The sequence below is a fragment of the gamma proteobacterium symbiont of Lampromicra miyakona genome, from assembly GCF_059730895.1.
Map to the genome: position 1 here is coordinate 312,217 of NZ_AP035932.1, position 19,615 is coordinate 331,831.

Consider the following 19,615-nt stretch of genomic DNA (forward strand, 5'->3'; position numbering starts at 1 on the left):
CTCAATCCAGCCAAAAAACTGCCGTCACGTTTACGATGTGCTCCCGGTAAAACCTGCAATACGAGTCAATTTTGGCGAGCAGAAGTCATTCTGACAAGAGGCAAATGAAACAAAATACCGCGCAAAATCATTGTATTATAAATTTGTTAGATTATTCCTTAACGGGATGGTACTCACAAGCCCCTCAATTAAACATCGGTATTATCCGAATTTGCTGCTACCCCGTTGACTTATTGTGAAAATCTTACTGTGCAGATAACAAGAAGTTGTTAGCGGCAGCGGGCAAATGTATGTCACCATGATTGACCCGCGCTGCGTGTCGCACAATGCCGCGGGCTTCGGTATGCTGACGTCATCGCGTTTCACAAGGCTGTGCTAAGTTTGAGGCTGATATGACCACTCCCCTGAAAAAACCTGACATCCTCAACGTGGAAGCGGTGGCCCGCTCCCGCCTGTTTACCATCGAAGCGGTTGATCTCGCCTTCAGCAACGGTGCGCGTCGCGTCTATGAGCGCATGAAGCCCTCCGATCGTGAAGCGGTGATGATTGTGCCGATCATTGGCGATGACGTGATCCTGATCCAGGAGTACGCCGTCGGACTGGAAACCTATGAGCTGGGCTTCCCGAAAGGTTTAATCGATCCGGGTGAAAGCGCTTTTGAAGCCGCTAACCGTGAGCTGAAAGAAGAAGTGGGCTTTGGCGCGCACCAGCTGGAAGCGCTGGGCAAACTCACCATGGCGCCGTCCTATTTCTCCAGCAAGATGAATATCGTGGTAGCTGAAGGGTTGTACGAAGAGAAGCTGGAAGGGGATGAGCCGGAGCCGCTGATTGTACGCCGCTGGCCGCTCAGCAATCTGCTGGCGCTGCTGGAAGAGCCGGATTTTCGCGAGGCGCGTAACGTCAGCGCGCTGTTCATGGTGCGTGAGTGGCTGGTGAAGCAGGGGCGGTTGAGTTATTGAGGACACCTGGCGGCGCAATAAAAGGCGCGGAAAGTCGCACGGGGTAAAAACAAAAAGCCGGGGATTTCCCCCGGCTTTTTTGATCAAAACAGTTCGTGGCTTTCACCGTTGTCCATGATGGTGGTGCCCACATCATGTACTGAGTACTCGGTCGGCTGGGTGCCGTTAATGAAGTACTCCTGACGGGTGTTGCCGCCACCGTTGGCCAGCTTGCCGGTGCTGCGGTCAATGGTCACCGTCACCACGCCGTCCGGCGGTGTCAGCGGCTGCACCGGCACACCATCCAGCGCCACTTTCATGTAATCATCCCATGCCGGCTGCGCACTCTTCGCGCCGCCTTCGTAGCCGGAGATCTGATCCGGAATCGCACCCGATACCGTGGTGCGTCCCAGCGCGCGCGAATCATCGAAGCCAATCCACACCGACGTCACCACGCCCGGACCATAACCGGAGAACCAGGCGTCTTTGGAACTGTTGGTGGTACCGGTTTTGCCGCCGATATCGTTGCGCTTCAGATCGCGACCGGCACGCCAGCCGGTTCCCATCCAGCCCGGTTCACCGAAGATGTTGGAGTTCAGCGCGCTCTTAATCAGGAACGCCAGCGGCGTGTTGATTACGTGCGGCGCATACTGCTGATCGCCGGCCGGCTGCGGCTGCGCCGGTACCTGCTCCAGCTCGGGCTGCGGCACGGTCTGATTCTGCTGCTGATTCGAGGTGGCGACGTTTTCCACGCTCTCTTCATTCAGCGCCACCGACTTTTTGGTGTCGCCATAGATCACCGGCAGATTGCACTGCGGGCAGGCGATCTTCGGCTGCGCCTGGAAAATCACGCCGCCCTGTTCGTTCTCGATCTTCGCGATGTAGTAAGGATCGACCAGGAAGCCGCCGTTGGCCATCACCGCATAGCCGCGCGCCACCTGCATTGGCGTGAAGGATGCGGCGCCCAGTGCCAGCGACTCGGTATGGATAATGTTCTGCGCCGGGAAGCCAAAGCGCTGCAGATACTCAGCGGCGTAATCAACGCCCATAGCACGCATCGCGCGCACCATCACCACGTTTTTCGACTCACCCAGCCCCTGGCGTAAACGAATCGGACCCGCATAAGTCGGCGGCGAGTTCTTTGGTCGCCAGTCTGCGCCGGCGCCGGCATCCCAGCGTGAAATCGGCACGTCGTTGAGGATGGAGGCCAGCGTCAGGCCGCGGTCCATGGCGGCGGTATACAGGAACGGCTTGATGTTCGAGCCGACCTGACGCAGCGCCTGGGTGGCGCGGTTGAACATACTCTGGTTGAAGTCAAAACCACCGACCAGCGCGCGTACCGCACCGTCTTCCGGATTAAGCGACACCAGCGCCGAATTCACCAGCGGTACCTGTCCCAGCCACCACGCGTCACCGACTTTGCGTACCCAAATCTGCTGGCCAGCCTGCAGCACCTGAGTGACGCTGCGCGGCGTCGGGCCCTGCAGGGTATCGGATTTATACGGACGCGCCCAGCGCACGCCGGCTAAAGTCAGCGAAACGCTGCTGCCATCTTTCAGCATGGCGGTGGCTTCGTCGGCGCTGGCGCTGGTGACCACGGCGGCATTCAGCGGACCGTAGACCGGCAGATTTTTCAGCGTATTGACGATGCGGGTGTGATCCCAGCTGGCTTCACCCACTTTCCACAGCACGTTGGTCGGGCCGCGATAGCCGTGACGCATATCGTACGCCATCACGTTGTTACGCACCGCCTGCTGTGCGGCTTCCTGCAGATGGCGGGTCACGGTGGTATACACCTTGTAGCCATCGTCATAGGCGCTGTCGCCGTAGCGTTTCACCATCTCCTGACGCACGAGCTCGGTGAGATACGGTGCAGAGAAGGCAATTTCCGGGCCGTGATAGCTGGCGGTCAGCGGCGTGTTGCGCGCGTCGTTATACTGCTGCTGCGTGATGTAGTTCTGATCCAGCATGCGAGCCAGCACCACATTACGGCGCGCCAGCGCACGGGCGTGTGAATAGAGCGGATTAAAGGTCGACGGCGCTTTCGGCAGGCCGGCGATCATCGCCATCTCACTCAGCGACAGCTGATCGACCGGTTTACCGAAGTACACCTGCGCCGCCGCACCGACGCCGTAAGCGCGATAGCCGAGATAGATTTTATTCAGATACAGCTCAAGGATTTCATCCTTACTCAGCAACTGCTCGATGCGAATCGCCAGGAAGGCTTCCTTGATTTTACGCATCAGCGTGCGTTCAGGGCTGAGGAAGAAGTTACGCGCCAGCTGCTGCGTAATGGTACTGGCGCCCTGCGAGGCGTGGCCGGAGACCAGCGCGATGCTGGCGGCGCGGAAAATCCCCACCGGGTCGACGCCGTGATGCTCATAAAAGCGGCTGTCTTCGGTGGCGATAAACGCTTTGATTAGCTCAGGCGGCATCTGTTGCAGGGTGAGCGGGATACGGCGCTTTTCACCGTACTGGGCGATCAGCTCGCCATCCGCGCTGTAAACCTGCATCGGGGTTTGCAGGCGCACATCTTTCAATGTGTTCACATCAGGCAGCTGCGGCTCTATGTATTTGTACAAACCATAAACCGTGCCGGCTCCCAGCAAAATGCAACACACTGCAAGGATCAATAAATACTTTACGAACTTCACCTGAGAATTCCCATCTGTTGGCGTTTGGGCAGTTTATAAACAATCGCGCGGTAGTATAAAGGCAAGCCTGACGCTTTGATATACCCGTCATTCTTCATGCAATGCGGGTAATCATCCTTTTTCCTGTAACGATAAGGAGATCGCGCGCATGGCTTTTCAGCGCTGGCAAATTGGACTGGACATCCAGAACGGGCAACTCTGCGCCCTTGGCATTGAACGACGCCGTCACGGATGGCAGCTGCGACACTGGTGGCAGCAGCCGCTGCCGCACGATACGTTACGCAACGGCGTGTTGCAAACCTCGCCAGTGTTACAGGAGATGTTGGTGCGCTGGCAGCGTCATTTACCCAGGCGCTACTCACTGCGCGTTGGCCTGCCGCCGCAGCTGGTGCTGCAGCGCACGCTGCCGTTGCCGCAAACCTCACTGCGCGAGCCGGCGCTCAGCCGCTACGTTAACGCGTCCGCATCGCGTCTGTTCCCGGTCGAAGCCGCCTCGCTGTCGCTGGATTACCGGCTGGGCGGCAGCGCCAGCCAGCTGCACGTCACCGCCGCGCGCCGCGACGTCATCGCCCAGTGGCTGGCGCCGCTGCAGCAGGCCGGACTGCGCCCCGACGTGTTTGAGCTGAGCAGTCTGGCACTGACGCAGATCGCTATGCGCGTTCCGCTGCGCCCGCATCAGCTGCTGATCCATCCGCTCTGCGACCACTGGCTGTGGACGCTGGCCGGCGAAAATAGCGCCTGCGGCGCGGCAACCGAACCCCTGACGCTCGCCCATCTGCGTGACACCTTTCCCCAGGCACAAACGGTGTTCTGCACCTCACCGCAGGCGTTGCCGGAGGCGGAAGTGCAGCGCTGCAAACCACTGGCGCTGCTGCACTATCTGCAACCGCCACTACCGGCAGAGGCGGGCGCGCTGGCGATTGCGCTAGGCCTGGCGCTGCGTCCGGAGGATTACTGATGCTGGCGGTCAATTTGCTCCCGTGGCGGGCACAGCAGTTGCTGCTACGCCGCCAGCACAGTGTGGCGTTGCTGGTTGTCGTGCTGCTGGTAACGCTGTTACTCACGCTGCTGCTGTGGTGGCGCGCTGAACAGCGGCTCCAGCATGCAGCCCGGCAGCAGGCCGATATGACCATGCAGCTCCAGCAGATACAGCAGCGGCTGGCGCAACAGCAAACGCTGATGGCGCGGCGGGATGATCTGTTACGCAGGCAGCAGGCGCAGCAACAGCGGCTGCAGCAGCATCAACGCTGGCAGCAGTTCTGGCAGCAACTGCCCGCACTGATGCCAGAGACGCTGTGGCTGAGTCGCGTGGAGCGGCGTCAGGGGCAACTGGTGCTGGACGGTCTGGCGCAAAGCCTGGCTGATGTCAGCGCGTTCCGCCATCAGCTGCAGACGCAGCCGCTGTTTGCGGCGGTGAAGCAGGGCAGCGTACAGCGTCAGGCGCAGGGGGATTACCGCTTCGCGCTGCGCGCCCGGCTGCAGGAGGCGACCGATGAATGAACTCATCCAGCGCTGGCTGCAGCTGGCACTGACGTGGCGAATAGCCAGCCTGCAACTGCTGGCGCTGCTGCTACTCGGGCTGGCGTGGCTACTGCTGCTGCGTCCGCAACAGCAGCAATTCAGCACGCTGCAACAGCAGCTGTCACAACTGGCGCAGCAGCACCAGCAACGTCAGCAGCAGCTGGACGCGCGACCGGCCATCGAACAGCTCCAGGCGGAGATCGCAACGTTGCAGCCAGCGGCAACGGCGGCGTCCGTATCGTTAGAGCAACTGGTGGCAGCGCGCGGCAATCTGCTCGAGGCATGGCATCCGGACAGCCAGCCACAGCAGCTGGCGCTGCGCCTGAGCTGGCCGCAATTTCTGCCGCTGTTCAGCGGGCTGGCTGCGACGGCATTAGCGGTGCCACAGCGTTTTCAGCTGCAGGCGGAGCAGGGCGTGTTACACAGCGAGTTCTGGCTGGAGAGTGACGATGCGGAGTAGCGCACTGGTGTTACTGCTGTGCAGCAGCTGGGCGCTGGCGCGCGATCCGTTCCAGCCGCAGGCTGCCAGCCAGTGTCAGGCGCCCGCTGCCGTACCGCAGGGCTGGCGATTACAGGGCATCATTGGTCGCGCGCCGCACTTTGTGGCCTGGCTGGTTTCACCGCAGGGCAAACGTCAGCGGCTGAGTGCACCGGCTGCTTTTCCGGTGGCACCGTGGCAGGTGACCCAGCTCAGTGCACATACGCTGGTACTGAGCGCCACGCAAAGCTGTCCGCCGCAGCACATCACATGGGTAATAAAAGGAGGATTTTATGAAAAGGATAACGCTGCTGCTGTGGCTGGCGCTGAGCAGTCCGCTGCACGCCGCTGATCAGCCCCTGAGCCTGGTATTTGATGATGCGCCGGTCGAGCGCATTTTGCAGGCGCTGGCTGACTATCAGCAAACCAACCTGCTGATCGCGCCGGGCGTGGAGGGGCGGCTGTCGCTGCGACTCGATAACGTCGGCTGGGAGCGCGCACTGGCGCTGGTCACGCGGCTGGCGAAACTCACCGTGATCCAGGAGGAGGGCGTGCTGCTGGTTTATCCGGAGAGCTGGCAGCAGCGACAGGCACAGCAGGCACAGGCGGAGCGTGAAGAGAAGCAGCTGCAGGCGCCGCTTGAGCAGCGCACCGTCACGCTGCACTACGCCAGCGCCAGCGATGTCTACCGCAGCCTGCAGGCGGAACGCTCGCTGATGACGCCGCGCGGCAGCGTGACGGTGGATAGCCGTACCAACAGCCTGTTGCTGCGGGACAGCGCGCAGGCGCTGCGCGACACCGAGCGCTGGCTGCAGGCGCTGGATCTGCCGCTGGAGCAGGTTGAGCTGTCAGCGCACATTGTCACCATCAATGAAGAGCATCTGCGCGAGCTCGGCGTCAGCTGGAGCAGCGCACCCGGCGATGTCGTCACCGGGGCGCTGCGCAATCCGCAGCTGCTGGTGCCGCTGACGGTGAGCAATCCGGCGATACGCGCCGGCGTCACGCTCGGACCGATGAGCGGCGAACTGCTTAACCTGGAGCTGAGCGCGCTGGAGCAGGAGAACCAGATCGAAATCATCGCCAGCCCGCGGCTGTTTACCTCACACCAGCAGACCGCCACCATCAAGCAGGGCACCGAAATTCCCTATGAGGTGAAATCCGGTAACAGTGGTGCGACGGCGATCGAGTTCAAAGAGGCGGTGCTGGGCATGGAGGTGACGCCAGTGGTATTGGGCAACGGGCGTATTCAGCTCACGCTGCGGCTGAGCCAGAACATGCCGGGTCGCAGCCTGACGATGGGGGAAAGTCAGGTGCTGAGCATCGATAAGCAGGAAATCGCCACTCAGGTGACGCTGCGCGACGGTGAAACGCTGGCGCTGGGCGGTATTTTCCAGCAGCAGCGCACCCAGGGCGAAAAGCGCGTGCCGTGGCTGGGCGAGGTGCCGCTGCTCGGCAGTCTGTTTCGTCAGCAGACCGACGAGCGCAAAAAACGTGAGCTGGTGATCTTCATCACGCCGCGACTGGTCAGGGAAGCAGCGCTTACCGCCGGATAAAGCGGAAAATTCGCTCCATATGACCAACTGCGTTGACGCAGGGCAGGAATTAGCATACAAGGTTTAGCGATTTTAAAACGGTGTAACGGAACGCGGCAGGATAACCTTCCGGCGGGTGTCAGTGACAAGCGATACTGACATCGAAAGAAATATGCCCGAATTTTGGGTGGTACAGGACGTCAGCAACGGCACCTATTCCACAGTTTACGCAGGTAAGCTGTCGGGAGCGACAGGCCCAGCCAGCGCACCTGTAGCGCGCACAAGGATGGCAAAAAAGGAAGAGCGTTACCGTCTCGCGAACCACAGACCGGTCCTGTTTGAAGGTCGCCGGGGGCAATTTATTCGGTTGCCAAACGGCCATGAGTGTTGAGATAATTTTCCGTCTGACTCTTGCTAACGCTCATGAGGTCTCAGTTCCTGTCCCGCCAGCAATGTGCTGAACGCGGGGTATCATCAACGAATTCTTAGTAATACCGACAAAATGGCAGAGAAACGCAATATCTTTCTGGTTGGGCCGATGGGTGCCGGCAAAAGCACTATTGGTCGTCAGTTAGCTCAGCAACTCAATATGGAATTTTTCGATTCCGATCAGGAAATTGAGCGACGTACCGGAGCGGATGTAGGCTGGGTATTTGATGTGGAAGGCGAAGCCGGTTTTCGCGATCGTGAAGAGAAAATCATCAACGAGCTGACCGAGAAACAGGGCATTGTCCTGGCGACCGGTGGCGGCTCCGTCAAATCCCGTGAAACCCGTAATCGTCTCTCCGCCCGCGGTGTGGTCGTCTACCTCGAAACCACCATCGAAAAGCAACTTGCCCGCACTCAGCGTGATAAAAAGCGTCCGCTGCTGCAGGTTGACGAACCGCCGCGCGAAGTACTGGAAGCGCTGGCTGGCGAACGTAATCCGCTTTATGAAGAGATCGCTGACGTCACCATTCGCACTGACGATCAAAGTGCAAAAGTTGTCGCCAATCAGATCATCAACATGCTGGAAAAAAATTAATCCAGCACCCTGAGGGCTCAGCAATAGGTATCGGTCATCATGGAGAAGATCACTGTCTCACTGGGGGATCGCAGTTACCCCATCACCATCGCTGCCGGACTGTTTAACGATCCGGCTTCTTTTTGGCCGCTGAAAGCCGGCGACAATGCCATGCTGGTGACGAATCAGACGCTGGCACCGATCTATCTGGACAAACTCGCGACGCTGCTGAGCAACGCCGGGGTGAAAGTGGATCAGGTGATTCTGCCCGACGGTGAGCAGTACAAAACGCTGGCGGTGATGGACGAGGTTTTCACCGCGCTACTGCAGAAGCCGCACGGCCGTGACACCACGCTGATTGCGCTGGGCGGTGGCGTGATTGGCGATCTGACCGGCTTTGCTGCTGCCAGCTACCAGCGCGGCGTACGCTTTATTCAGGTGCCGACCACCTTGCTGTCGCAGGTTGACTCCTCGGTTGGGGGCAAGACTGCGGTGAACCATCCCCTCGGTAAAAACATGATCGGTGCTTTCTACCAGCCGGCTTCGGTGGTGGTTGATACCGACTGCCTCACTACGCTGCCGCCGCGCGAGCTGGCCTCCGGTCTGGCGGAAGTGATCAAATACGGCATCATTCTCGACGGTGAATTTTTCCAGTGGCTGGAGCAGAATCTTGATGCGCTGCTGGCGCTGGATAACACCGCCATGGCTTACTGCATTCGCCGCTGCTGCGAGCTGAAAGCCGACGTGGTGGCGGCCGACGAGCGTGAAACCGGCCTGCGTGCGCTGCTCAATCTCGGTCATACTTTTGGCCATGCGATTGAAGCGCATATGGGTTACGGCAACTGGTTGCACGGTGAAGCGGTTGCGGCGGGCATGGTAATGGCGGCGCGCACTGCTGAGCGTCTGGGTCAGTTCAGCGCTGCCGATACTGACCGCATTATTGCGCTGCTGCAGCGTGCTGGCCTGCCGGTTAACGGCCCGGCCAGCATGACGGCAGAAGCTTATCTGCCGCACATGATGCGCGATAAAAAAGTGCTCGGCGGCGAGCTGCGTCTGGTGCTGCCTCTCGCTATTGGCCGCTCCGAAGTGCGTGGCGGCGTGGCGCATGATATGGTGCTGGCTGCGATTAACGATTGCAAAGTATCTTGATTATCCCCGTACTACGTCGGGCTGCTGTCCGGCGGGGGAACAGTGAGCAGTGATGCGGCACGTGGGAAGCGTGCCGTTTTACGGAGGAGGCTAAATGGATGAGTTCAAACCGGAAGACGAGTTAAAACCTGACGCCAGTGACCGCCGTCCCACGCGGCCTCGCAAATCGTCTTCTGCGCCGAAAGCGAAAGTACCGGTTTCCCGTCAGCATATGATGATGGGCATCGGCATTCTGGTGCTGCTGATTCTGGTGCTGGGCATTGGCTCCGCGCTGACCGGCCCGGACGAGAAGAAACCGGCCAGCAACAGCGCCAGCACCGGTAGCGCGGCTCCGGCTGGCGGCGGCAGTGAAAAGAATATCGACCTGTCAGGTTCAACCACCATGAGCGGCCAGCAGAATGCCACGCCGTCGGCTGAGGGCACCGCCGGTAACGCCGCATCCGCCGGCAGTGACGGTCAGTCCATCTCCATGCCGTCTGTCTCCTCCACGCCGACTCAGGCAGCACCGGTTGACACACCGGCCAACCAGCAGCGCGTAACGCTGCCGGGCGATCTCAATACCGCGCTGAACAATCAGCAGGGTTCCGTTGATGCCGCGGCGCAGGGCGCACAGGGCAACAGTTCGCTGCCTACCGCACCGGCAACGGTCAGCGGCAGCGCCGGCAAAGCGGTCACGCCGCCGGCGGTACGCGCTGAGACGCCACCGCGCAGCCTCGGTGCCAGCAGCAGCCACAAAACCCCGGCTGCCAGCAAACCGGCTGCAGTGAAAGAGAACAAAACGCACACCACCACCGCGCACAACAGCGCACCGGCCAGCAGTGGCGGTGCCAGCAAGTCGCTGCCATCGGGCGGCAACTACACGCTGCAGCTGAGCGGTGCGTCGAAAGAAGCGAGCCTGAACGCCTGGGCGAAGAAACAGAATCTGAGCGGTTATCACGTGTATAAAACCACGCGTAACGGCCAGCCGTGGTACGTGCTGGTGAGCGGCGCTTATGCCACACCGGCCGAAGCCAAACGTGCAGTAGCTTCACTGCCGGCGGAAGTGCGTGCGGCGAACCCGTGGGTTAAACCGCTCAGCCAGGTGAAGAAAGAGAGCCAGTAAGTGATGTGGGGCCGCGCTGCTGCGGCCCCGTTCTAAGCGCAGATCTGCTGTCGGTTTCGCCACAGCCAATAATTAAGATGTAATAGCCACGACAGCATGAAGAAAAATCGCGCTTTCCTGAAATGGGCCGGAGGGAAATACCCGCTGCTTGACGATATCCGTCGTCATCTGCCACAAGGTGATTGTTTAATCGAACCTTTTGTCGGCGCCGGTTCCGTATTCCTCAACACCGATTATGACCGTTATCACCTGGCGGACATCAACGGTGATCTGATCAATCTCTACAATATCGTCAAAACGCGCACCGCCTCGTTTATTGAAGACGCGCGCCAGCTGTTCAGCGCCAGCGGCAATACGGCGGAAACCTATTACGCCCAGCGTACGGCGTTCAACGCCAGCACGGATACCTATCAGCGCGCCGTGCTGTTTCTTTATCTCAACCGCCACGGTTACAACGGCCTGTGCCGTTACAACCTGCGCGGTGAATTTAATGTGCCCTTTGGTCGCTATCGTAAGCCGTACTTCCCGGAAGCCGAACTGTTATGGTTCGCCGAGCGCGCGCAAAAAGCCACCTTTGTCTGTGAATCGTACGATGTTACTCTGGGCAACGCCCCTGCAGGCTCAGTGGTTTATTGCGATCCGCCGTACGCGCCGCTGTCGGCGACGGCTAATTTTACCGCTTACCACACCAACAGCTTTAGCCTGCGCGAGCAGCAGCACCTGGCGGAACTGGCCAGTAAGCTGGCGCAGGAGAGCCGCATCCCGGTACTGATTTCAAACCACGATACCCTGCTGACGCGCGAGTGGTATCAGCATGCGGATTTACACGTAGTTAAAGCCCGGCGTTCCATCAGCCGAAGCATAAGTGGTCGCACTCAGGTTGACGAACTGCTGGCGCTTTTCCGCTAGCCTGTTTCGTCCGCGACCAACGCATCACGCCAGCTCCGGCTGGCGCACAAAATTGGGAGATTCGGATGAAACAATTTTTACTGGCCCCATCAATCCTTGCCGCTGATTTTGCCCGCCTGGGCGAAGATACCGCTAAAGCGCTGGAAGCGGGTGGCGACGTGGTGCATTTCGATGTGATGGACAACCACTATGTTCCCAATCTGACCATGGGGCCAATGGTGCTGAAAGCGCTGCGCGATTACGGCATCACCGCGCCCATCGATGTGCATCTGATGGTCAAGCCGGTCGATGCGCTGATCCCGGAATTCGCCAAAGCGGGTGCCAGCTTCATTACTTTCCATCCCGAAGCCAGCGAGCACGTTGACCGTACGCTGCAGCTGATCAAAGAGCACGGCTGTAAAGCCGGTCTGGTGTTCAATCCGGCAACGCCGCTCAGCTATCTCGATTACGTGATGGATAAGCTCGACATCATTCTGCTGATGTCGGTCAACCCAGGCTTCGGCGGCCAGTCCTTTATTCCAGGCACGCTGGATAAACTGCGCGAAGCGCGTCGTCGCATTGACCAGAGCGGTTACCAAATCCGTCTGGAAGTGGATGGCGGCGTGAAGATCGATAACATCGGTCAGATCGCGGCGGCCGGGGCTGATATGTTTGTTGCCGGCTCGGCGATCTTCGGTCATCCGGATTACAAGAAGGTGATCGATGAGATGCGCAGCGAACTGGAGAAAGTTAATGGCTCATTTCACTGATATCCGCGCGCTGGCGTTCGATCTCGATGGCACGCTGGTGCACAGCGCGCCAGGCCTGGCACAGGCGATCGATCTGGCGCTGGCCGATTTGCAGCTGCCGCCCGCAGGCGTTGAGCGCGTCTCAACCTGGATTGGCAACGGTGCGGACATCATGATGGCGCGGGCGCTTACCTGGGCGCTGGGCCGTGAGCCGCAGGCCGACGAGCAGCGCGACGCGCGTGCGCTGTTCGACAAACACTACGCCGCAACGGTGGAAGCCGGCAGTACGCTGTTTCCACAGGTGCAGGAGACGCTGGCTGCGCTGCACGCCAGCGGTCAGCCGCTGGCCATCGTCACCAACAAACCTACACCGTTTGTTGCTCCGCTGCTGCAGTCGCTCGGCATTGCCGACTACTTTTCTCTGATCATCGGCGGCGACGATGTGGTGGTGAAAAAACCACATCCGGCGGCGATTTTCCTCGTTCTCGGCCGTTTCGGCGTGCTTCCAAAACAATTGCTGTTTGTCGGTGATTCGCGCAATGATATTCTCGCTGCCCAGGCGGCGGGCGTGCCAAACGTTGCGATGACCTTCGGCTACAACTACGGTGAGCCGATTGCCACCAGCCAGCCCGATTTAACTCTCGATACTTTTAGCGAACTTTTGCCCGTTCTCGGGCTGTGATTATCAGGACATAACATGAGCAAACCCATCGTTTTCAGCGGCGCCCAGCCTTCCGGTGAACTGACCATTGGCAACTACATGGGTGCGCTGCGTCAGTGGGTGCAGATGCAGGATGATTTCCACTGCATTTACTGCATCGTCGATCTGCACGCCATCACCGTTCGTCAGGACCCGGCCGCGCTGCGCAAAGCCACGCTGGATACGCTGGCGCTATACCTTGCCTGCGGTATCGATCCGGAAAAAAGCACCATCTTCGTGCAGTCGCATGTACCGGAGCACGCGCAGCTGAGCTGGGTACTGAACTGCTACGCCTACTTCGGCGAACTGAGCCGCATGACGCAGTTCAAGGACAAATCGGCACGTTACGAAGAGAACATCAACGCCGGCCTGTTCGATTATCCGGTGCTGATGGCGGCCGATATTCTGCTGTATCAGACTAACCAGGTGCCGGTCGGCGAAGACCAGAAGCAGCACCTTGAGCTGAGCCGCGATATCGCCGCGCGCTTCAATGCGCTGTACGGCGATGTGTTTAAAATTCCTGAGCCGTTTATTCCGAAGTCCGGCGCGCGCGTGATGTCGCTGCTGGAGCCGACGAAGAAGATGTCGAAATCCGATGACAACCGCAACAACGTGATTGGTCTGCTGGAAGACACCAAATCGGTGGTGAAGAAGATTAAGCGTGCAGTGACCGACTCGGAAGAGCCGCCGGTGGTGCGCTACGACATCAAAGAGAAAGCGGGCGTGTCTAACCTGCTGGATATCCTGTCAGGCGTGACCGGTAAGTCGATTGCGCAGCTGGAGCAGGAGTTCGAAGGCAAAATGTATGGTCACCTGAAAGGCGCGGTGGCAGATGCTGTGTCTGAGATGCTGACTGAGCTGCAGGAGCGTTATCATCGTTTCCGCAATGACGAAGCGTTCCTCAACCAGGTAATGCGCGATGGCGCAGCGAAAGCCCGTGCGCATGCCCAGGAAACGCTGAAGAAAGTGTATGACGCCGTAGGCTTCGTGGCGCAGCCATAAGCCGGTTTGCCGGGGCGCAGCACAACGCGCCCCGCAGGCTTTACTTCACCCGATGCAGCGTCAGCTCTGCGCCATCCCAGAATAGCCGCGCATTGCCGTCGGCCAGCACGCTCAGTACCGCGCCCGGTGCCGGTCCCCACGCCTGATTGCCACAGTGCACGTTGAAGCCATAGCGAAAGCTGAAATCACGATCCTGTCCTGCCCCGCTGGCGGCGCTCAGGCGCGGTTTTCCCTGGCAATTGTCAGTCGCCGGATTGATGCCGCGTTCGGCAGTGCCGCGCGTCCAGCTAATCGCATTGGGTTTAAACGCCACGCGCGCGCCCATAAACTGCGGATCGTTTTTGATGTAAATCTGGCCGTTCTCCTTTTTCGGCGTCACGGCAACCACCTGCCATTCGCCCGTGACCGATGACCACGTTACCGGGGCGGCACTCACCGCCGCGCTCAGCGGCATCAGCAGCGCCGCGGCCAGAGAAATAATGCGCATGGAAACTCCTTGTGATTGATTTGGCTGCTCAGTCTGGCGGCAAAGCGCAGCGCTGTACAGTATTTTACCGCATCAGAACCAGCGCAGCTGCGTGCGCAGGCTGACCACGCGGCCCACAATGATCAACGCCGGACTGGCAAACTGCTGTGCCAGCGTTGCCAGCTCCTGCAGCGTGGCGCAGGCGACGCGCTGCTGCGGCGTGGTGCCGTGCTGCACGATAGCCACCGGCATCGCTGCGTCCATCCCGTGCCGTAACAGCTGCTGCTGAATGTCGGCCGCCTGGCTGAGGCCCATATAAAACACCAGCGTCTGCTGCTCCGCCGCCAGTTTGCCCCACTCCATTTCGCCGTGCTGCTGCAGATGGCCGGTGACGAAGCGCACGCTCTGGGCATGGTCGCGGTGGGTGAGGGGAATACCGCTGTAGGCGGCACAGCCGGAGGCGGCGGTGATGCCCGGCACCACGCTGAACGGGATGTTATGCTGCGCCAGCACCTCCAGCTCTTCGCCGCCGCGGCCAAAAATAAAGGGATCGCCGCCCTTGAGACGCACCACACGCTTGCCGCGCTGCGCCTGCTCCAGCAGCAACTGGTTGATTTGTTCCTGCGGCACGCAGTGATGGCCCGCCTGTTTACCCACGAAGAGGCGTTCGGCATCGCGCCGCACCAGATTAAGAATCGGCTCCGATACCAGCCGGTCATACACCACCACATCAGCCTGCTGGATAGCCTGCAACCCTTTCAGCGTTAGCAGACCGGCATCACCCGGCCCGGCGCCGACCAGCACGACTTCGCCCTGCTGCGTCAGCGGCGCCGCAAACAAGGCATCGACCTGTGCGGCAGCGCGTGCCCGATCGCCGTTGGCCAGCGTTTGGGCCAGCCGATCGCTGGTAAAGAAGCGCTCCCAGAAGGCGCGGCGTGGCGCCATGGCGCTAAAATGCTGCTTCACGCGCTCGCGCAGTGAGCCCGCCAGCGCAGCCAGTTCGCCGAGATGCTGGGGCAGCATCGCCTCCAGCTTCTCACGCAGCAGACGCGCCAGCACCGGCGCGCGGCCTCCGGAAGAGACGGCGATCATCAGCGGCGAGCGGTCGATGATCGACGGCATAATGGCGCTGGCCTGCTGCGGCGCATCCACCAGGTTACAGAAGAGGCGGCGCTGTTCGGCGGCGTCAGCCACCCGCTGATTGACGGCATCATCGCTGGTGGCCGCAATCGCCAGCCAGCATTCATCCAGCCAGTCATCGGTGAATGCGCCGTGCAGTAACGTCACTTTTCCCTGTTGAGCCCACAGCTGAAACGCCGGAGAAAAATCCCGCGCGCCGACGTACAGCTCTGCGCCGGCCTCCAGCAGCAAACGCGCTTTGCGTTCAGCCACATCGCCTGCGCCAACCAGTAAACAACGCTTGCCTTGCAGCCGACAAAACAGCGGAAAGTAATCCATAACGAATCCTGAAAAAAAGCCCGCACGGTGCGGGCTGTGGAAGGGATTATACCGATTTCAGCGGCGAAGCCTGGGCTTGCGTCTGCGGGCGCTGCGCCTGCGGCGTGGCATACCAGTAGCCGAGGCCCATCAGCACCATGCCAGAGAACATATTGCCGAGCGTCACCCACAGCAGGTTGTGGCCGATGCCGCGCAGCGTCAGGTCGGCGCTGTGCTGACCAAACCACGACAGCGCAAATACCGTCATGTTGGCGATGGAGTGCTCGTAACCGGAGGCGATAAACGCCAGCAGGCACCACCAGATAGCGATGAACTTCGCGGCCCCTTCGCTGCGCACCGCCATCCAGATCGCCAGACACACCAGCCAGTTGCACAGCGCGCCTTTAAAGAACAGCGCCATCGCCGTCTGCGTGGTTTTTGCCAGCGCTACGCTGTGGATCAGCGAGCCGGCGTTCGGCAGCAGCGCACCAGCGGCGTAGTAGTAGAGCAGGGCGACAAACACTGAGCCGATCAGGTTACCCAACCAGGTTTGCGGCAGCACGCACCACATCTGGCCGTGGCTGATGGTGCCGGCTTTGACGCCCACGGTGAGGAACATGGTATGACCGGTAAACAGCTCGGAACCGGCGATGATCACCAGCGTCAGGGCAATACCGAAGGTGGCGCCCATCAGCAGTGGACGATATGCCGGGTCCGCCAGGTTACCGAGGGTGAAGATCAGGATGATCGCCAGGCCAACGTAAGCGCCGGCCATCGCCGATCCAATCCAGAAGGCCAGCGGGCTGTGCTGCGCGGTGCGTACAATGCGCGCCGCATTGGCGGCGCAGGTGTTCAGGGTGTCAGAAAACATAGTGACGTCTCATAAAGTGAAGGAATTCTGTCAGGCGCAGACTTCGACCTGGCCGTTGCTGACGCGCACCGCATAGCTCGCCACCGAGCGGCTTTCATCTTCCAGACAAACGCCATCGCTCAGGCGAAAACGCTGTTTTTTCAGCGGGCTGGCGACCCACAGCGTGTGCTGGTGTTCGGCGATCAGGCCGCGCGATAACACGCTGGCTTCAGCAAACGGGTCGATGTTGCTCAGAGCGTACAGCTGCGCATCGTCGCGCGGGCGAAAGATGGCGATCTGCTGGCCGTTAACCAGCGCGCACACGCCGGTAGCGGGCAGGATTTGTGTGAGTTCACACACGGTGTACCACTGGCTCATGCGTCAGCCTCCTCGATCAGGGTAATAGCGATGCGCTCCGCCGGACGCGCCGGGCGATGCTGCTCGCGTTCACTGACGTGCTGCACCAGCGGGTCGCGCTGCGGGCTGTTAATAAACGTGGCGAAGTGCGCCTGTTGCTGCGGGTCGTTAACCGTGGCGGTCCATTCACAGCGAACATCAGCGCGCAGACGCGTCAGCTCCTGCTCCAGCTGAGCGTTAAGGCCGAGCCGGTCGTCGATAATCACGCTGCGCAGATAGTCGATGCCGCCGTCCAAGCTCTCCAGCCACAGCGAAGTGCGCTGCAGGCGGTCGCCGGTGCGGATGTAAAACATCATGAAGCGGTCGAGATACTGCAGCAGCGTGTCGCGGTCGAGGTCAGCCGCCAGCAGATCGGCGTGGCGCGGTTTCATGCCGCCGTTGCCGCACACGTACAGGTTCCAGCCTTTTTCGGTGGCGATGACGCCGACATCTTTGCCCTGCGCTTCGGCGCATTCACGGGTGCAGCCAGAGACGCCAAACTTCATCTTGTGCGGCGTGCGGATGCCTTTGTAGCGGTTTTCCAGCTCAATGCCGAAGCCGAGGCTGTCGCCAACGCCATAGCGGCACCAGCTGCTGCCGACGCAGGTTTTCGCCATGCGCAGCGCTTTGGCATAAGCCTGTCCGGTTTCAAAGCCGGCGGCAATCAGCTGTGACCAGATGGCCGGCAGGTCGTCGCGCTGCGCCCCAAACAGGCCGATGCGCTGTGAGCCGGTGATTTTGGTGTAAAGGTTGTACTGCCGCGCCACTTCGCCCAGCGTCATCAGCCCCTGCGGCGTGATTTCACCGCCGGCGGTGCGCGGAATCACCGAGTAGGTGCCATCTTTCTGGATGTTGCCGAGATAGAGATCGTTGCTGTCCTGTAGCGGCGTGTGCTGCGGCTTGAGGATGTATTCGTTCCAGCAGGAGGCCAGCAGCGATCCGACGGTCGGTTTACACACTTCACAGCCGTAACCCTGGCCATACTTCGCCAGCAGCGCGTCAAACGACTTGATCTCCTCCACGCGGATCAGGTGATACAGCTCCTGGCGCGAATAGGCGAAATGCTCGCACAGGTGATGATTGACTTCGATGCCCTGACGGCTCAGCTCAGCGTTCAGCACCTGCGTAATCAACGGGATGCAGCCGCCGCAGCCGTTACCGGCGCGGGTTTCGGCTTTCAGCGCCGCCACGGTGTGGCAACCCGCCTGCACCGCGTTAACGATATCGCCTTTGCTGACGTCAAAGCAGGAGCAGATTTGCGCGCTGTCCGGCAGCGAATCGACGCCCAGCGCCGGTTTTTCGCCGCTGCCCGCCGGCAGAATCAGCAGCGCCGGGTTTTCCGGTAAGGCGATGTGATTGAGCGCCAGCTGCAGCAGATTGCCGTAGTTGCTGGTATCGCCCACCAGCACCGCGCCGAGCAGAGTTTTGTTGTCTTCGCTGACGATCAGGCGCTTATACACGTGCTGCTGTTCATCGAGCCAGATGTAGCTGCGCGCGCCCGGCGTGCGGCCGTGCGCATCGCCAATGCCGCCGACATCCACGCCCAGCAGCTTGAGTTTGGCGCTCATATCGGCACCGGCAAAGACGCTGTCACGCCCAACCAGCGCATCGCTGGCGACCTGCGCCATTTTGTAGCCCGGCGCCACCAGACCGTAAATCCGATCCTGCCAGGCGGCACATTCCCCAATCGCGTAGATCGCCGCATCGCTGGTCTGGCAGCGATCGTTGATGGCAACGCCACCGCGCTGGCCGAGCGCCAGGCCGCACTGTTGCGCCAGCTTATCCTGCGGACGAATGCCGGTGGAGAACACGATGAAGTCGACGTCGAGCGCGCTGCCATCGGCGAACGCCAGCGTTTTACCGCCCTTAGCGTGATGCACAATCTGCCGGGTATTTTTGCCGGTATGGACCTGCACGCCCATCTGTTCGATCTTACGCCGCAGCTGTTCGCCGCCCTGTGTATCCAGCTGTTCCGCCATCAGCACCGGCGCAAACTCAATCACGTGCGTTTCAATGCCGAGATTTTTCAGCGCGCCCGCCGCTTCCAGTCCGAGCAGACCGCCGCCAATCACCGCACCGCGTTTGCTGCGGCGCGCGCAGGCTTCAATGGCGTTGAGATCTTCGATGGTGCGATAGACAAAGCAGTCACTGCCCTCCGCGCCGGCGATCGGCGGGATCCACGGATAAGAACCGGTGGCCAGAATCAGCGTGTCGTAATGCACCGCACGACCGGTATTGGAGTGAATCAGCTTTTCCTCACGGTTGAGGGTAATGGCGCGCTCGCCGAGCAGCAGATTGACCTGATGCTTTTCGTAGTAGCCTTCGCGCACCAGTGAGAGTTCTTCGGCGGTGTGGTGGGAAAAATAGGCGGAGAGATGGACGCGGTCATAGGCGACGCGGGGCTCTTCACAGAAAACGGTTATCGCGAACTGCTCAGGGGCGGCTTTGTCGATCAGTTCTTCGATAAAGCGGTGGCCAACCATGCCGTTGCCAATAATAACGACACTGTGCTTGCTCATGCTTGCCTCAAAATTTGCGGGATCTGCGCCTACCTTAGCGCGCTGTTTCTGGCGCTTATTGACGTACATCAACTGCGGCTTTATATACCCATTTAGAGGTATGATGCTGATTTTACGCGTTTTTATCTAAGTCTTTTATTTGGTTGAAAATTACCCAATGGCGGCAGAAAAGTTGCCAGCGGCGCGGCCGTTTTTCGTGCTAGCTTAAGATGTTGCGTTTTCAGCGGAGAA

The 19,615-nt window shown here is 60.1% G+C and carries 19 protein-coding genes; 13 read left to right on the top strand and 6 right to left on the bottom strand.

What is annotated here, in order from left to right; genetic code table 11:
* Positions 1-392 precede the first annotated feature (392 nt).
* A complete protein-coding gene (gene nudE, locus AC6I8P_RS01370) occupies positions 393-959 on the top strand; it encodes an ADP compounds hydrolase NudE (protein WP_021507415.1) in 567 nt (188 codons plus the stop codon).
* An 83-nt stretch (positions 960-1,042) separates the two neighbouring features.
* On the opposite strand, the gene mrcA is transcribed toward nudE, so the two are convergent.
* Positions 1,043-3,592 carry a peptidoglycan glycosyltransferase/peptidoglycan DD-transpeptidase MrcA gene (gene mrcA / locus AC6I8P_RS01375; RefSeq protein WP_349844140.1) on the bottom strand — a complete coding sequence of 850 codons (2,550 nt, stop codon included), beginning with the start codon at positions 3,590-3,592 and terminating at the stop codon, positions 1,043-1,045.
* 148 nt (positions 3,593-3,740) lie between these two features.
* Between mrcA and pilM the strand changes: the two genes are divergently transcribed.
* From pilM to trpS, 12 genes are all read left to right on the top strand, one after another.
* Positions 3,741-4,550 carry a type IV pilus biogenesis protein PilM gene (gene pilM / locus AC6I8P_RS01380; protein WP_275027591.1) on the top strand — a complete coding sequence of 270 codons (810 nt, stop codon included), beginning with the start codon at positions 3,741-3,743 and terminating at the stop codon, positions 4,548-4,550.
* Positions 4,550-5,092: a PilN domain-containing protein gene (locus tag AC6I8P_RS01385; protein ID WP_498030921.1), complete on the top strand. Its 543-nt coding sequence runs from the start codon at positions 4,550-4,552 to the stop codon at positions 5,090-5,092. The genes pilM and AC6I8P_RS01385 overlap by 1 nt, the downstream gene beginning before the upstream one ends.
* Complete coding sequence (locus AC6I8P_RS01390; protein ID WP_199189003.1) at positions 5,085-5,573, top strand: HofO family protein; 489 nt, start codon at positions 5,085-5,087, stop codon at positions 5,571-5,573. Before AC6I8P_RS01385 ends, AC6I8P_RS01390 begins: the two co-directional genes overlap by 8 nt.
* Entirely contained in the window at positions 5,563-5,943 is a 381-nt protein-coding gene (locus AC6I8P_RS01395; RefSeq protein ID WP_498030922.1) for a HofP DNA utilization family protein, read from the top strand. The genes AC6I8P_RS01390 and AC6I8P_RS01395 overlap by 11 nt, the downstream gene beginning before the upstream one ends.
* On the top strand, positions 5,885-7,144 hold the full coding sequence (hofQ, locus tag AC6I8P_RS01400) for a DNA uptake porin HofQ (RefSeq protein WP_498030923.1): 1,260 nt from the start codon (positions 5,885-5,887) through the stop codon (positions 7,142-7,144). Before AC6I8P_RS01395 ends, hofQ begins: the two co-directional genes overlap by 59 nt.
* A 481-nt stretch (positions 7,145-7,625) precedes the next feature.
* Positions 7,626-8,147: a shikimate kinase AroK gene (gene aroK / locus AC6I8P_RS01405; protein WP_010617392.1), complete on the top strand. Its 522-nt coding sequence runs from the start codon at positions 7,626-7,628 to the stop codon at positions 8,145-8,147.
* A 39-nt stretch (positions 8,148-8,186) separates the two neighbouring features.
* Entirely contained in the window at positions 8,187-9,275 is a 1,089-nt protein-coding gene (aroB, locus tag AC6I8P_RS01410) for a 3-dehydroquinate synthase (RefSeq protein WP_058780177.1), read from the top strand.
* A gap of 94 nt (positions 9,276-9,369) precedes the next feature.
* On the top strand, positions 9,370-10,377 hold the full coding sequence (locus tag AC6I8P_RS01415) for an SPOR domain-containing protein (RefSeq protein ID WP_166711863.1): 1,008 nt from the start codon (positions 9,370-9,372) through the stop codon (positions 10,375-10,377).
* Between the two features lie 96 nt (positions 10,378-10,473).
* Positions 10,474-11,286 (top strand): adenine-specific DNA-methyltransferase, encoded by an 813-nt coding sequence (gene dam, locus AC6I8P_RS01420; RefSeq protein ID WP_021507424.1) that lies wholly within the window; start codon positions 10,474-10,476, stop codon positions 11,284-11,286.
* Between the two features lie 65 nt (positions 11,287-11,351).
* Positions 11,352-12,035 carry a ribulose-phosphate 3-epimerase gene (rpe, locus tag AC6I8P_RS01425; RefSeq protein WP_021507425.1) on the top strand — a complete coding sequence of 228 codons (684 nt, stop codon included), beginning with the start codon at positions 11,352-11,354 and terminating at the stop codon, positions 12,033-12,035.
* Positions 12,019-12,696, top strand: a complete 678-nt coding sequence (locus tag AC6I8P_RS01430) for a phosphoglycolate phosphatase (protein ID WP_481657253.1) — start codon at positions 12,019-12,021, stop codon at positions 12,694-12,696. Before rpe ends, AC6I8P_RS01430 begins: the two co-directional genes overlap by 17 nt.
* A 15-nt stretch (positions 12,697-12,711) precedes the next feature.
* Positions 12,712-13,716 carry a tryptophan--tRNA ligase gene (trpS, locus tag AC6I8P_RS01435; protein WP_058770971.1) on the top strand — a complete coding sequence of 335 codons (1,005 nt, stop codon included), beginning with the start codon at positions 12,712-12,714 and terminating at the stop codon, positions 13,714-13,716.
* Between the two features lie 40 nt (positions 13,717-13,756).
* On the opposite strand, the gene AC6I8P_RS01440 is transcribed toward trpS, so the two are convergent.
* The 5 genes from AC6I8P_RS01440 to nirB form a co-directional block, all read right to left on the bottom strand.
* Positions 13,757-14,203 (bottom strand): hypothetical protein, encoded by a 447-nt coding sequence (locus tag AC6I8P_RS01440; protein ID WP_215480636.1) that lies wholly within the window; start codon positions 14,201-14,203, stop codon positions 13,757-13,759.
* Positions 14,204-14,275: 72 nt separating this feature from the next.
* Complete coding sequence (cysG, locus tag AC6I8P_RS01445; protein WP_215480635.1) at positions 14,276-15,640, bottom strand: siroheme synthase CysG; 1,365 nt, start codon at positions 15,638-15,640, stop codon at positions 14,276-14,278.
* A 46-nt stretch (positions 15,641-15,686) separates the two neighbouring features.
* On the bottom strand, positions 15,687-16,490 hold the full coding sequence (gene nirC, locus AC6I8P_RS01450; protein WP_021507430.1) for a nitrite transporter NirC: 804 nt from the start codon (positions 16,488-16,490) through the stop codon (positions 15,687-15,689).
* A gap of 30 nt (positions 16,491-16,520) precedes the next feature.
* Entirely contained in the window at positions 16,521-16,847 is a 327-nt protein-coding gene (gene nirD / locus AC6I8P_RS01455) for a nitrite reductase small subunit NirD (protein WP_021507431.1), read from the bottom strand.
* The gene (gene nirB, locus AC6I8P_RS01460; RefSeq protein WP_498030924.1) at positions 16,844-19,384 is read right to left on the bottom strand and encodes a nitrite reductase large subunit NirB; all 2,541 of its coding nucleotides are present in this window, start codon (positions 19,382-19,384) and stop codon (positions 16,844-16,846) included. The genes nirD and nirB overlap by 4 nt, the downstream gene beginning before the upstream one ends.
* Between the last annotated feature and the right edge of the window lie 231 nt (positions 19,385-19,615).

What these genes read in the sequence shown, in the direction of transcription:
- nudE (WP_021507415.1), top strand. Translation starts at nt 393, where the DNA reads ATGACCACTCCCCTGAAAAAACCTGACATCCTCAACGTGGAAGCGGTG.
- pilM (WP_275027591.1), top strand. Translation starts at nt 3,741, where the DNA reads ATGGCTTTTCAGCGCTGGCAAATTGGACTGGACATCCAGAACGGGCAA.
- AC6I8P_RS01385 (WP_498030921.1), top strand. Translation starts at nt 4,550, where the DNA reads ATGCTGGCGGTCAATTTGCTCCCGTGGCGGGCACAGCAGTTGCTGCTA.
- AC6I8P_RS01390 (WP_199189003.1), top strand. Translation starts at nt 5,085, where the DNA reads ATGAATGAACTCATCCAGCGCTGGCTGCAGCTGGCACTGACGTGGCGA.
- AC6I8P_RS01395 (WP_498030922.1), top strand. Translation starts at nt 5,563, where the DNA reads ATGCGGAGTAGCGCACTGGTGTTACTGCTGTGCAGCAGCTGGGCGCTG.
- hofQ (WP_498030923.1), top strand. Translation starts at nt 5,885, where the DNA reads ATGAAAAGGATAACGCTGCTGCTGTGGCTGGCGCTGAGCAGTCCGCTG.
- aroK (WP_010617392.1), top strand. Translation starts at nt 7,626, where the DNA reads ATGGCAGAGAAACGCAATATCTTTCTGGTTGGGCCGATGGGTGCCGGC.
- aroB (WP_058780177.1), top strand. Translation starts at nt 8,187, where the DNA reads ATGGAGAAGATCACTGTCTCACTGGGGGATCGCAGTTACCCCATCACC.
- AC6I8P_RS01415 (WP_166711863.1), top strand. Translation starts at nt 9,370, where the DNA reads ATGGATGAGTTCAAACCGGAAGACGAGTTAAAACCTGACGCCAGTGAC.
- dam (WP_021507424.1), top strand. Translation starts at nt 10,474, where the DNA reads ATGAAGAAAAATCGCGCTTTCCTGAAATGGGCCGGAGGGAAATACCCG.
- rpe (WP_021507425.1), top strand. Translation starts at nt 11,352, where the DNA reads ATGAAACAATTTTTACTGGCCCCATCAATCCTTGCCGCTGATTTTGCC.
- AC6I8P_RS01430 (WP_481657253.1), top strand. Translation starts at nt 12,019, where the DNA reads ATGGCTCATTTCACTGATATCCGCGCGCTGGCGTTCGATCTCGATGGC.
- trpS (WP_058770971.1), top strand. Translation starts at nt 12,712, where the DNA reads ATGAGCAAACCCATCGTTTTCAGCGGCGCCCAGCCTTCCGGTGAACTG.
- AC6I8P_RS01440 (WP_215480636.1), bottom strand. Translation starts at nt 14,203, where the DNA reads ATGCGCATTATTTCTCTGGCCGCGGCGCTGCTGATGCCGCTGAGCGCG.
- cysG (WP_215480635.1), bottom strand. Translation starts at nt 15,640, where the DNA reads ATGGATTACTTTCCGCTGTTTTGTCGGCTGCAAGGCAAGCGTTGTTTA.
- nirC (WP_021507430.1), bottom strand. Translation starts at nt 16,490, where the DNA reads ATGTTTTCTGACACCCTGAACACCTGCGCCGCCAATGCGGCGCGCATT.
- nirD (WP_021507431.1), bottom strand. Translation starts at nt 16,847, where the DNA reads ATGAGCCAGTGGTACACCGTGTGTGAACTCACACAAATCCTGCCCGCT.
- nirB (WP_498030924.1), bottom strand. Translation starts at nt 19,384, where the DNA reads ATGAGCAAGCACAGTGTCGTTATTATTGGCAACGGCATGGTTGGCCAC.